The sequence below is a fragment of the Clostridium sp. AM58-1XD genome (genome assembly GCF_003464085.1).
GTDB lineage: Bacteria > Bacillota > Clostridia > Lachnospirales > Lachnospiraceae > Lachnoclostridium_A.
This window is the reverse complement of record NZ_QSDR01000003.1, coordinates 25,704-38,377: the sequence shown is the minus strand read 5'-3', so window position 1 is coordinate 38,377 and position 12,674 is coordinate 25,704. Positions and strand designations below refer to the sequence as shown.

The following is a 12,674-nucleotide window of genomic DNA, read 5'->3' as shown; positions in this document are numbered from 1 at the left end:
GGAAAATTATATGGCAGAAATGTTTAACGCGTTAATTCTTTTTGGTCTGCTGCTGATTGCCGGCGTCATCATACGTGAACTGGTCCCTGCCTTTCAGAAGATATTGCTTCCCGCCTGTCTGATCGGAGGGTTTCTTGGCCTGATCCTTGGCCAGCAGGTATTGGGTCTGATTGAAATTCCTGCTTCTTTTGTCGATATATCGTCTTTCGGCATGCGCATCATCATGACCTGCGTGCCCATTGGCGTGGCTGTGTCTGCCAAACGGATATACCAGCATCTGGATTTCACCTTCACCAATATGACCATGTACGGATTCCAGATGGTTTTTGGAATTTTACTCGGTTCCCTGTTCTGCAAGTTCTGGCCCGGACTGCCTGAGGGATGGGGATTGATGGGCGTAGCGGCGTACTTCGGCGTCCACGGCAATGTCCCTATTGTATCCGACGCCATTGACCCTAACGGTCAGCTGGGAGCACAGAGCATCGGTATGGTCATGGCCACCATGGGCGTTCTGATGGCCATGATCCCCGGTATGTTTATGGCAAACTACGGAGCCCGCCATGGATGGGCCTCCTTCACCCATGACCTTGCAAAACAGCCTGTCTATTTTTACCGCGGCCCCCTGCCTGAAGAAAAGCGGGAGTCCCTGGGAAAGACCACCGTCAATCCCAGCAATGTCACAGGCATCGCATTTCAGCTTGGCGTTCTGGCAGTCTGCTATAAATTTGGCGAACAGCTTTTCCGGATTCTGACCATGGCTGTTCCTCTTCTCGGCAAGGTCAGCCCCATGCTCTACGGCTTGGTCGGCGGATTGATTTTGTGGCCGGTTTTCAAGCTTGTCAAGCTGGACAAGTATATCGACAAGGATACGATTACCCAGATCAGCAACCTGACTCTGGAAATGATTATTCTTGGCGCCTGCGCCACGGTCCAGCTGGACATCGTCAGCAAGTTTTTCCTTCCCCTATTCCTCCACGCCCTTATCTTCTGCAGCGTCACCGGACTTTTCGCCTTCGTCTGGCTCAGGAAGATCGGCCATCCCCAGTGGTTTGAAAAGGCGTTGATGATCTACGGTATGGCAACCGGCTCCAACCCCCAGGGCTTTGCTCTGGTCCGCTCCGTGGATCCCAATAACGAGTCCTGTATTTACGAAGCGCTCGGCGTCTATAACGCAGTATTTTTCTGGAACTTTCTGCTCCTTCCATTCGCTGCGTCCCTGGTACTCTACAACAGGATTCCGATCTATATCATCGGAGCCGGTCTGATGTGTACCTGCGTGGTAGGAAGCATTCTATTTTCCAGGGAAAAGAAGGCAGGCGGTTGAGACTGCTCAATTGTATCTCCAGGCCACTTATTATCAACAGAAAAGTAATTGCCGGCCAATAGGCGCAAATTGAATAAAAAAACTGACTGAAAGCATTTTCTATAAATGAAAATATAAATGAAAAGCGGGTGTTGCAAAAATGAATAGAGCACTGCCGCCGATACCAGATGGAGTGACTTGGCCACTGCCTGGAACGAAGTCTGGTATCGACGGCGATGCGAATTCTACTTTTGCAACACCCGTTTTTTGAATTATTTTAAAATTGACGAACAGTAGCCGCTTCCTTCTGGACAGTCCGGCGATAGGTAACGTTGGAATAGCCGATAACCAGTGTCATTACGGCTCTCTCCCCCCGCTTTAGTCCCAGCTTCCTGCGCAAGGAGCGGCATTTGTTTACAGCCATGGAAAAGAATCCGCTGTACAATACGCCTAACCCGCAGGCTTCTGCCATCAATTCCATATTAGCGGCGGCAAGTGCGCCGTTTACCTCATCCCTTGACACGACCATAATTGCAGCCGGGGCTTTCTTGAAAAAGAAATGATCGTCGATTGTCATTCTCTTCGCCATCGGAATAAAAAGCCTCATCAGAGGGAGCAGACGCCTGAACAGCTTCACTGCTATTTTCTCAAAGCGGTCTATCTCATCTTTTAACACAATGAACGATACATTTTGAGCATTTCCTCCCGTAGGCGTCAGCGCCCCGCCTCAATAATCTTAGCAATGATCTGAGGATCCACCTGCTGCTTCCTAAACTGGCGGATACTTCTCCTGGTCTTAACCGCGTTAAGCAGGTGATCGGGATCTAAGACTGTGGTTTTTCCGATTTCTTCCGGCGGCTCGTCAAAGCCAGTCATGGAAACGGCGGCATTTGGACAGACAGCCACACAGTGGCCGCATTTAATGCAGTTCTGCGCCACGATCCTCGCCTTTTTATTTTTTACTATAATGTTATTGACAGGACAGTCCTTACGGCACATTCCGCAGCCAATACATTTTTCCGAATCGATCCGTATCATATGTTTTCTATTCAACGGTCTTCACCCCCATTTTCCCAGCATAAGGAATCATCCATAATATAATGACGATGCCGCCCTTTTGATTTGGATTTATACTCAATTGCCTCTGTTGGACAGCCGCCTATACACGCCATACAGTGAGTACAGTTTCCTCTCCATACCGGCTTCCCATCAATGAGTTCGATATTATTCAGTGGACATCTGACCGCGCATTTTCCGCAGGAAACGCAGCGGTCCGTTACGGAAAATCCCTTGTCATTAACAAAAAGCGCATAAAACAACGGATTGACCGGTCCACTTTCAAGTTTGCCTCCAAGGGACACGTCCTGTTTATCAAAACATTCACCAGACCTTATCCTGGTGGCAAGAGCCGATATACGAGGTTTCGCGTTTTCTATAATTTCCCCACATTCCTGTTCCCCAGGAGTGGAAAACAGGGCCAGATAGTTTTCCGGCATAACAACCGGAGCAAGTCCGCAAAAACGAAAGCCTTTCTTATCACATAACTTCTCTGCATAGGCCGCGGCATTACCGCAGCTGCCGCCACAGGTTAATAAAAAGTAGACGTCCCGGTTTCCCTCGAAACTGGTTTTCATAATCCACTGCTCGACAACTCTGGGCAGTCTCCATGAATATGTGGGAGCCACAAACACCAGGGGACGGTTTGACTGAATCACAGCCGCCTTACCTTCCTTTAGATATCGATTGATCGAAACAATTTCACCGTCTCCAATCAGATCTGCCAGCCATACTGCCGCCAGCTGGCTGTTGCCGGTACCGCTAAAATATAAAATCATAAGCTCCTCCTATTGACAGAATAAATAACGCCCTATATGATACATATTGTATCACATGGGGCGTTATTGTCAACCGGACGGCCTGAGACAAAAGGAGGATATTTGTATCATGGATAAAAGAAAAATAGCCAACCAAAATGTAAAAGACCGCTTATTTTCTGCTCTAGTCGAGTTTGCAGGACATAAAGACTGGTCAAAATTGACAGTGACCGAGTTAATTCAAAAATCAGGTGTTGCCCGTGCTTCCTTCTATCGCAACTTTAAATCTGTGGAAGAAATCATCGACTATGGAATTCAGCAGATGTCGCTGTGTTACCATGAAGGAAAGCCATTTTCGGAAGAAGATTTTCGCAGCAGAGAGGTGATTCTTTACAAATTTCAGTTTTATAAGAAATATGCCGGCCTCGTTTTAGCCTTTCACCATGCAAAACTGGGCACCACGCTACTGGATATCATCACCGACTGCGAGATTGACGCCTGCGGCGATATGCCTGTAAACTCTATAAAGAAATATGAACTCTACTATTTTTCAGGAGCTTTTTACAACATGCTGCTCTGCTGGCTGGAGGACGGTATGAAGGAGACGCCTGAAGCCATGGCAGATGAATTTCTGCGGATTGTACACAATAACAGCTGACCGAATTATTTATTCACCGCTTTTTACAGCCTGCCTTTTCTTTCTGCTCTCCTTCAGCTCACTCCTGACGGAAAGTATGATCATAATGATCGTCAGGATAAAATACGAGAGCGATCGGCGAAGACAGAATCGGAAGCAGACGGCCTTCTGTACGCATGAGGGACCGCCTCACATTTTCCTCCAGGAGCGGCGCCAGAATAAATCCTACCACCATTGGAGCAAGAGGAAACTTATGCCTTTTCAAAACATATCCGATCAAGCCGAATATCACCATAACCAGAATGTCGAAAATTCTGTTATTTGCAGAAAATGAACCCACAAAACAGAAGGCGATTACTACAGGCAGCAGATAGGAGCCGGGGATGCTGAGAACCTTGGCAAAGAGCGGAAGGCCGATCAGCTCGGATACCATCATAACGATATTGGCTATAATAAATGCTGCGAGCAGTGCATATACAAGGGCTCCGCTCGTTTTAAACAGTAGCGGTCCCGGAGTAATACTGTGGATCTGAAAGCCTGCAAGCACCATTGAAGTCGCATTGTCTCCCGGTATGCCCAATGTAAGAAGCACGATCAGGGCTCCGCCGATTGTCGCATTATTCGCCGTTTCTGAGGCAACGATTCCATCGATTACGCCTGTTCCGAATTTCTCCGGGTACTTGGAGCGCTTTTTACAGAACGCGTATGCCATGAGATTTGATGCGTTACCTCCGATTCCGGGAAGAATCCCTATCGCAAGACCGATAATTGCCGCCGGAATCGCATTTTTCATCTGTCCCATAAATTCCTTCAGCGAGATTCCAAATCCCTTTATTTTAGCCGACGGCGCTTTCTGAATTGCCGACGGTCCCTTTGCCGCCGTCTCGATAATCTGGGATACGGCAAATGTACCGATTAACAACGGAACCAGATTAAATCCTCCGCTCAGCTGGTCGATACCGAAGGTATACCTTGTATAAGAACTGAGCCTGTCTATTCCTACGAAGGACATCATGATTCCAAACAGGCAGGACAGCAGTCCCTTATTAATATTTCCTGCGGAAAGTCCCGAAACAGTAGTCAGCGCAAACAGGATAACGGCAAAATATTCATATGGCCCAAACTTAAGCGCGACACCTGCAATTACCGGTCCCAAGTATATGAGCACCAGTGCGCCGAAGATTCCTCCTACAAAAGAGAATACGATTGCCGTCCCCAGCGCCTTCCCTGCCTCTCCTTTCTGAGCCATGGGGTAACCGTCGAAGCACGTGGCAATGGACGAAGGCGTCCCCGGTATGCCCAGAAGGACAGCGGAAATCAAACCGCCGGAAAGCCCTCCTACGTAAATAGATATCAAAAAAGCAATTCCATTGACTGGTTCCATCCCGAAAGTGATCGGCAGAAACAGCGCAAGCGCCGTAAACGCAGATAAGCCCGGTATTGCGCCGAATACAATGCCCCCAATTACGCCTCCGATAATCAGGAATAAGGTTGTAGGATGAAAGATTGTTATAAATCCCTGGATTAACTGCATATGTATTTCCTCCTTTATCCCAGTATTCCTGTTGGAAGGAATATGCTGAATGCATGGTAAAACAGCTGGTAAATTAAAACGGGAACAGCCACCGATATAATCAGCGTTAGTACGATGCTTTTTCCCGATTTTAAACGCTTTTCAGGAAGCAGCAGCATAATCTGCCCAAACAGATACAGCATCGTCATAACAACAAACCCCACCTTCTGCACAAGCACCGCATAAAGAAACAGGATGGCGATCGTTGTGATCGAGCGGATATTAAATCCGCCCGTATCAGCTTCTCCTTTTTCCCCTTCCATTTCCGGCTTTCTCACGTTTAAAACGATCTGCGCGGCTGCCAGTACGCCCATCATAACTGCCACAGTCCTCGGAAAGAATTGAGGGCCCATAGCGTCTGTTGTCGTAACGACAATCGAATAGGAACCTGCATATAAAGCTACTGCCAGCAGGAAAAATACAATTCCCGATGCAATATCCCTCTTTTTCTGTGACATTTTACATCCCTCTTTCTTTACTTACTGCTGGTTGAAAGGAATTCATCCTTATAAGGAACCAGAGTTTCCTCATAAAATGCGTTTGCATATTCCCGTGCGTCCTCTTTCGCAATATACTTCACTGTAAGATAATTTTCTTCCATGGTTTTAATAAATTCTTCATCCTTTGTAACCTGTTCCAATCCGTCGGAAAGAATGTCCACGATTTCGTCCGGAGTATCCGGGTGCACGCCAAGCCAGAACCACTTGCTGCATTCGATATCCTTTAAGCCGTAATCAGAAGGCATTGGAACGTCCGGAAGCAGCTCGTTCTTTTCACCGCCCAGAAGGCAAAGCGCCTGGAATTCGCCAGTAGCAAAATAATCCTTAGCCAGAGCGTATGCCAGTACGGCCGTATCGGTCTGTTCGCCTAAAAGAGCCGTCATCTTAGCTGCATTATTTCCAATATCCATAGGTTTAAACTTTGCATCCCATTCCTTATTCATTGCAATACCGTAAATCTGGTTTGCAGCGCCGATCTTCATACCGTATTCGATCGTATTCGGGTCTTTCTGTGTCCGCTCTACAACATCTTTGATGTCTTTAAAGCCTGATTTTTTATTGGCCACCAGTACGGTTGTATTGTCAAAGAGCGGAATTCCTACTGTTTTGAAGCTGTCAATCGTAATATCCGTCGTACCCATCATGTTTGGAATATACGCATCCAGTCCGTTAATGACCATTGTGTACCCATCCGGTTCACCATCCAGTACCTGCTGCATACCCATGATGGTAGCGCCGCCGTCCACGTTTGTTACAACTACATTTACGCCTAAATATTTTGAGAGATACTGGGCTATGACTCTCGTATTATAGTCCGTGTCTCCGCCTGCCTTTACAGGACATATAATCTGAATTGGTTTCTTCGGGAAATCAGTATTTGCAGCCTCTTTCGCCTCGGTTTCCTCTGCCTTCTCAGCGGCGGCGGCAGTTTCCGTTTTTGCTGTTGTTTCCGGAGCCTTTGTCTCCGTTTTTCCGCCTCCTGAACATCCTGCCATTAAAACTGCTGCTGTTAACGTTAATGCGATTAATCTTTTCTTCATTTTACCCTTCTCCTTTTCTTCTTGCTTAATTATTATGTTAACATCCTCATCTCTGCGGATAGGCTTCTCTGAATTTTTTCGTCTGCTCTAATGCTATTTTTCCTAATGTCGTTGTATCCGACATCATTACTACTAATTGATAGCCTCTTTCATATAAACGGCTGGCCTGTTCGAAATCTCCTGCAACAGTCGCTAAAAACTTATCGGAATTTAATACTGCATTCTCTACTTTCTTAATGGCTTCCTGTACTTCTTCCGCCTGAGGATTGCAGAAATGTCCGAACGAAGTAGCCAGATCCATGGGGCCGATAAAGATTCCGTCCAGCCCGTTTGTCTTAATAATCTCGTCGATGTTGTCTACTGCTTTTTTCGTTTCCACAGCAATCATTACGTCCAGCTGTTCATTTGCATAGTCCAGATAATTTCTCTGGTTCATTCCATATCCGCCTGCCCTTGGGCTGGGTGCGATGCCTCTGATTCCTTCCAGTGGATACTTGCATGCGCTGACTGCCCGTGCCGCCTCTTCCGCTGTATTGACGTACGGTATAAGCATACCGCTTACGCCAGCATCCAGAATTCTTTTAATAATAACAAAATCATTCCAGGGAGCTCTTACAAAAGGTACCACATCATATCGCGATATCGCCTGCAGCTGGCCGATCAGCTCCATAATTCCTCCCGGCCCGTGCTCCATATCGACCATAAGAACATCAAAACCGGCTTTTGCCATAATCTCCGCCGTTATAGGACTGGCCGCCTGCAGCCATCCGCCTGACAATTTTTTCTTTTCCGCCAGCAGCCGTTTTGCCCTGTTATGGAAAATCTCGTCTCGTTTCAGCATAATATATCCTCCAATACGTTTTGTATTTTATTCCCTGCACTTATATTTACAGCAAATCTTATGCCAAAGTCTATTTCAATAAAAAGTCCTTTATTTTCGTTCTGATTTTACTTTTATATCTTCTGTTTTCAACATTTTATCTCAACATTTCGTTTTATACGAAACAATATGTTTTACCAATAGAGTTTCTATGTTATAATACTCCGTAGCAGTATGGAACCAGTAAATATCTGAATCTTTATTCGCATGAGATTCCGTATTCCATCATCCGGGAAAGGAAAAGGTTTATGGTTAAAATAGCACTTGTAATACCTTGTGAAGGATTTATTGAAAATGCTTCTAATATCTTTCAACAGCACAACGAATATTATCGTCATAGCAGCGATGAAATTTATACGATGGAAGAAATCATCGTTACAAGTGAAAATTCACATGAAGTTAAAATTGATGCCGATATTATTCTGACAAGAGGCTTTTGGCCGAAATCCTCGCAGGTCTGCCCGGCGACATTCCCGTTGTGCAAATATCCATACCAACTGCGGATATCCTGAGAACAATCCGTAACTGCTCCCACCTGTACAGGCCGAAAAAAATAGGGATTATAGCTGCCGGAAATATGATTGCCGGAATCACCGGGCTGGCCGATTTAAGCGACGCTCCGATCAATACATATATTTTATCGTCCACATGGAACAACCAGGCTCTAGTCGATCAGGCTGTTTCGGAAAACTGCGACGTAATCCTGGGAGGTATTAACACCTGCCGTTATGCGGAAATGATCCATATTCCCAATATGGTAATCAGAACCAGCAAGGAAGCTTTCTGGGATGCCATTTCCACTGCCAAACGGACCGCTGCCGTTTCCCGCAGGGAACAGGAAAAGACCTTGCGTCTTCATACTCTGCTGGATATGTCCCATGACGGCATCATCTTTATCGATTCCTCCCGGCGGATTACCTCGACGAATAAAAAGGCTCAATCCATTTTAAATATCGATGATTCCTATTTGGGAAAACGGATTATCGACTTTCCCTTTCCTCTGGATTTTAAAAACATTCTGTCGGATAACAGAGAATATACAAACGATCTCATTCAGTTTGACCGGGTGCTTCTGAATATCAGCAAAACATTTGTAAAAACCCAGGATTTTATATCCGGTTCTATTGTAAATATTCAAATGGTCAATGAAATTCAGTCCCTGGAAGGCGACATACGAAAACGGATCTACGAAAAAGGCCACGTAGCAAGGCTTACCTTCGACGATATGATCGGAAGTTCCCCTGTCATGTGTTCTACCATAAAAACGGCAAAAAAATACGGTTCCACCAACTCCAATATTCTTTTAATCGGAGAAAGCGGCACCGGAAAAGAAATTTTTGCGCAGAGTATCCACAATGCGAGTCCGCGGAAATCAGCGCCTTTTGTCGCTGTAAACTGTGCTGCCATACCTGATAACCTACTGGAAAGCGAGCTGTTCGGATATGCCCCAGGTTCTTTTACCGGCGCACAGAAAAATGGAAAAGCCGGACTGTTTGAACTGGCCCACAAGGGAACTATTTTTCTGGATGAGATCGGAGAAATTCCCCTTCCCCTGCAGGCTAAACTGCTTCGAGTGCTTCAGGAGCGGGAGATCATGCGTGTGGGCGGTGACAGCGTGATCCACGTAGATATAAGGATCATAGCGGCAACGAATCAGAATTTGGAAAGCCTCGTTAAGGAAAAGAAGTTCAGGGAAGACCTGTTTTATCGCCTGGATGTACTGCGTATTAACCTTCCTCCTCTGAACCGGCGGCGGGAAGATATTCCGCTACTTGTAGAAGACTTTATGAAACGGAATTTTCCGCAGACTCATATCCTTCCTGAAGTCATGGACCATTTATGCCGCAGAGACTGGCCTGGAAATGTACGCCAGCTGTTTAATATCTGCGAGCGTCTTGCTGTCTTATGCAGCGGACACTCGATCGATTCCAGCTGCCTTTCCCTCGTCTTTCCTGAATCTGAAGCTCCGGAAGATACTCCTTTTGCTTCTGAATTACCGCCTTCCTCCCAACATTCGGATGAATATCCCATGCTTCTGGAAGCGCTGTCTTCATGCCGTTATAATAAAGGGAAAACGGCGCAAATGCTGGGAATAAGCCGTTCCACCTTATGGAGAAAGTTAAAAGAAAACGGGATTCAGATCTGAATCCCGTTTTTCTGTAAAAACATATTCTATTATCCCTGATTATATTTCTGTGTCGCTTTCAGCCTGGACATCGCTCTTGCAAGAGATGCCTTTGAAACATAGTATTCCTGCATGCTCTGTTTCTGTCTGAGCTGTTCTTTGGCGCGCTCTTCCGCCTCCCGTGCACGACGGATATCGATTTCCTCAGGTTTTTCCACAGACGCCACGAGTACGGTGACACGATTGTTGATAATCTGGGCAAAACCGCTGCTGACCACTACGGTATTCTGCTCTCCGTTTTCCGTCGTAAAGCGCATTTCTCCCGGAATCATAGCAACCATTGTATCTGCATGATGGGCCAATATGGCGTATTCGCCATCCAGAGCCGGAAGTACGATGCTGACAGCCCTTCCATGGTAAAAGTCTCGGTCACTGGCAATGATATTCAGGCCGAATGTATTTTTATCCATTCTGCTCCGCCTCCGCCTTCTTTATAACCTCATCAATCGTTCCCACATTAAAAAATGCATTTTCCGGATACTGATCCATTTCTCCATTAATAATCATTTTAAACCCTCTGATCGTTTCCTTTAACGGCACGTATTTTCCAGGAATGCTGGTAAACACTTCCGCCACATGGAACGGCTGGGATAAAAATCGCTGGATTTTTCTAGCTCTGGATACGACCATCTTATCCTCTTCTGAAAGCTCTTCCATACCGAGAATTGCGATGATATCCTGAAGCTCTTTATACTGCTGAAGATATTCCTGCACCTTTCTGGCAATCTCATAATGCTCTTCTCCGACAACGTCCGCCTCCAGAATACGCGATGTAGATTCCAGCGGATCGACCGCCGGATAAATACCCTGTTCTACGATCTTTCTGGAGAGTACGGTAGTCGCATCCAGATGGGCGAATGTGGTGGCCGGAGCCGGATCGGTCAGGTCGTCCGCCGGAACGTATACTGCCTGCACGCTCGTTACGGAACCGTTCTTTGTAGAGGCAATCCGTTCCTGGAGTTCCCCCATCTCCGTTGCCAGCGTCGGCTGATAGCCAACGGCCGACGGCATACGTCCCAGCAGAGCAGACACTTCCGATCCTGCCTGTGTGAAACGGAAGATATTATCGATAAACAGCAGCACGTTCTGGTGCTCTTCATCTCTGAAATACTCCGCCATGGTAAGACCGGTCTCTGCAACTCTCATACGGGCTCCCGGCGGCTCATTCATCTGTCCGAACACCAGCGCCGTCTTCTCCAGTACTCCTGAAGCCTTCATTTCCGTCCACAGATCATTTCCCTCTCTGGAACGTTCTCCAACACCGGTAAAGATGGAGTAACCGCCATGTTCCGTAGCGATATTGCGGATCAGCTCCTGAATGAGAACGGTTTTCCCAACTCCCGCGCCGCCGAACAGGCCGATTTTACCGCCCTTTGCATATGGCGCCAAAAGGTCGATTACTTTAATGCCTGTTTCCAGAATTTCCACTACAGGGCTCTGGTCTTCGAAAGAGGGCGGATCTCTGTGGATCACCCAATGGGGTTCATCGCTGAGAGGCTCTTCTTTGTCAACCGTCTCTCCAAGGACATTGAACAGACGCCCCAGCGTCTTTCTGCCTACGGGCACCTTAATCCCCTCTCCCGTAGCAGTTACTTCCATATCCCTGCAGAGGCCGTCGCTGGATGCCAGCATAATACAGCGGACCGTGTGATTGCCGATGTGCTGAGCTACTTCCATTACACAGCGTTTCCCATTATTATCTACTTCCAGCGCATCCTTGATGCTGGGAAGTTCTTCATTGTTTATAAATTCAACGTCGATGACAGGTCCCATGACCTGCACAATTTTACCTTTATTCATCTCTTTTTGACTCTCACAGCCGTGAGGAAACCTCCTTCCTCTATATGATCCTTTATTTTTTCTTCTGCGCCTTTGCTCCGCTGACTACTTCCGTAATCTCCTGGGTAATGGCTGCCTGGCGTACTCGGTTGTACTGTACGCTCAAATCCTTGAGCATATCTTTTGCACTGTTGGTAGCCGAATCCATGGCCGACATTCTGGAATTCTGTTCGCTTGCATATGACTCCACAAGGCAGCCATAAATCATACCGTTCAGATAATTCGGCACAATCCTGTTCAGCAGTTCATCCGCAGAAGGCACAAATGCAATTTCTTCCTGATGAATGCCGATCAAAGCCTGAGGATTTCCGAATTCTTCTCTCTTCAAAGGCAGGAGACGTTGCATTTCCGCCTCCATGGAAACGGCGCTCACCATTCTCGTATATATGATATATATCTCATCCAGCTCCTTACGGAGATACTTGTCAATCATGCTCTCTGCAATTACTCTGGCCCTGTGCATGGTCGGCTTCTGTACCGTGTAGCGGAATCCCGTATCGATGTCCACATGCTTGTGTGCAAAATACTGCCTGCCGACTTCGCCGAGAACAAACAGCTCCGCATGGCCTTCCTTTTCCATTTCGCACTCTGCCATTTTAAAAACATTATGGTTATAGGCCCCAGCCAGTCCTTTGTCCCCGGAAACCACAATATATCCGATTTTTCTGTCGTCTCCGGTAACTTCCGGCCGCCAGTTGAAATACTTATGCTTCATTTCCGGCATATGCCTCAGAATTCTTCCGATTCCTGCCTGCAGCGCATAAAAGTAAGGCTCCGTATCCACAAGGACCGCTTTCGCACGTTTTAGTTTGGATGAAGAAATCATATACATGGCATTTGTAATCTTCATCGTATCACGAATACTCTTTATACGGCTCTGGATCTCTTTTGCGTTTGCCATCT

Annotated in this window: 14 protein-coding genes; 4 read left to right on the top strand and 10 right to left on the bottom strand. The window is 46.7% G+C overall.

All coding sequences use genetic code 11. The annotated features are described in order from the left end of the window. Window positions 1–10: 10 nt before the first annotated feature. Window positions 11–1,324: a hypothetical protein gene (locus DXA13_RS02175; RefSeq protein ID WP_118241616.1), complete on the top strand. Its 1,314-nt coding sequence runs from the start codon at window positions 11–13 to the stop codon at window positions 1,322–1,324. 256 nt (window positions 1,325–1,580) lie between these two features. On the opposite strand, the gene DXA13_RS22675 is transcribed toward DXA13_RS02175, so the two are convergent. The 3 genes from DXA13_RS22675 to DXA13_RS02165 are packed head-to-tail and all read right to left on the bottom strand — an operon-like array spanning window position 1,581 to window position 3,138. Beyond that, on the bottom strand, window positions 1,581–1,979 hold the full coding sequence (locus DXA13_RS22675) for a nitroreductase family protein (RefSeq protein ID WP_347559655.1): 399 nt from the start codon (window positions 1,977–1,979) through the stop codon (window positions 1,581–1,583). Window positions 1,980–2,017: 38 nt separating this feature from the next. After that, complete coding sequence (locus DXA13_RS22670; protein WP_347559654.1) at window positions 2,018–2,356, bottom strand: 4Fe-4S dicluster domain-containing protein; 339 nt, start codon at window positions 2,354–2,356, stop codon at window positions 2,018–2,020. Continuing rightward, window positions 2,353–3,138: an EFR1 family ferrodoxin gene (locus tag DXA13_RS02165; RefSeq protein ID WP_118241614.1), complete on the bottom strand. Its 786-nt coding sequence runs from the start codon at window positions 3,136–3,138 to the stop codon at window positions 2,353–2,355. Before DXA13_RS02165 ends, DXA13_RS22670 begins: the two co-directional genes overlap by 4 nt. 109 nt (window positions 3,139–3,247) lie before the next feature. Here DXA13_RS02165 and DXA13_RS02160 point away from each other — a divergent pair, with 109 nt between their 5' ends. Beyond that, a complete protein-coding gene (locus tag DXA13_RS02160) occupies window positions 3,248–3,775 on the top strand; it encodes a TetR/AcrR family transcriptional regulator (RefSeq protein ID WP_118241612.1) in 528 nt (175 codons plus the stop codon). A gap of 58 nt (window positions 3,776–3,833) precedes the next feature. Here the strand turns inward: DXA13_RS02160 and DXA13_RS02155 are convergent, their stop codons facing one another. Genes DXA13_RS02155 through DXA13_RS02140 form a run of 4 tightly spaced genes read right to left on the bottom strand, consistent with a single transcriptional unit; the run spans window position 3,834 to window position 7,708 of the window. After that, complete coding sequence (locus tag DXA13_RS02155; protein WP_243008926.1) at window positions 3,834–5,288, bottom strand: tripartite tricarboxylate transporter permease; 1,455 nt, start codon at window positions 5,286–5,288, stop codon at window positions 3,834–3,836. A 14-nt stretch (window positions 5,289–5,302) separates the two neighbouring features. Next, complete coding sequence (locus tag DXA13_RS02150; protein ID WP_118241610.1) at window positions 5,303–5,785, bottom strand: tripartite tricarboxylate transporter TctB family protein; 483 nt, start codon at window positions 5,783–5,785, stop codon at window positions 5,303–5,305. Between the two features lie 17 nt (window positions 5,786–5,802). Next, window positions 5,803–6,867, bottom strand: coding sequence for a tripartite tricarboxylate transporter substrate binding protein (locus tag DXA13_RS02145; RefSeq protein ID WP_118241608.1), 1,065 nt, complete (start codon window positions 6,865–6,867; stop codon window positions 5,803–5,805). Between the two features lie 46 nt (window positions 6,868–6,913). Then, window positions 6,914–7,708 (bottom strand): aldolase/citrate lyase family protein, encoded by a 795-nt coding sequence (locus tag DXA13_RS02140; RefSeq protein WP_118241606.1) that lies wholly within the window; start codon window positions 7,706–7,708, stop codon window positions 6,914–6,916. 287 nt (window positions 7,709–7,995) lie between these two features. Between DXA13_RS02140 and DXA13_RS21410 the strand changes: the two genes are divergently transcribed. Both DXA13_RS21410 and DXA13_RS02135 read left to right on the top strand, forming a co-directional pair. Beyond that, window positions 7,996–8,259, top strand: a complete 264-nt coding sequence (locus DXA13_RS21410) for a hypothetical protein (protein ID WP_243008925.1) — start codon at window positions 7,996–7,998, stop codon at window positions 8,257–8,259. Then, the gene (locus tag DXA13_RS02135; protein ID WP_243008924.1) at window positions 8,226–9,893 is read left to right on the top strand and encodes a sigma 54-interacting transcriptional regulator; all 1,668 of its coding nucleotides are present in this window, start codon (window positions 8,226–8,228) and stop codon (window positions 9,891–9,893) included. Before DXA13_RS21410 ends, DXA13_RS02135 begins: the two co-directional genes overlap by 34 nt. Window positions 9,894–9,922: 29 nt before the next feature. On the opposite strand, the gene atpC is transcribed toward DXA13_RS02135, so the two are convergent. Genes atpC through atpG form a run of 3 tightly spaced genes read right to left on the bottom strand, consistent with a single transcriptional unit; the run spans window position 9,923 to window position 12,672 of the window. After that, window positions 9,923–10,342, bottom strand: coding sequence for an ATP synthase F1 subunit epsilon (gene atpC, locus DXA13_RS02130; RefSeq protein ID WP_118241604.1), 420 nt, complete (start codon window positions 10,340–10,342; stop codon window positions 9,923–9,925). Beyond that, window positions 10,335–11,732, bottom strand: coding sequence for a F0F1 ATP synthase subunit beta (atpD, locus tag DXA13_RS02125; protein ID WP_118241602.1), 1,398 nt, complete (start codon window positions 11,730–11,732; stop codon window positions 10,335–10,337). The genes atpC and atpD overlap by 8 nt, the downstream gene beginning before the upstream one ends. A 52-nt stretch (window positions 11,733–11,784) precedes the next feature. After that, window positions 11,785–12,672: an ATP synthase F1 subunit gamma gene (gene atpG, locus DXA13_RS02120; protein ID WP_118241600.1), complete on the bottom strand. Its 888-nt coding sequence runs from the start codon at window positions 12,670–12,672 to the stop codon at window positions 11,785–11,787. Window positions 12,673–12,674: the final 2 nt, after the last annotated feature.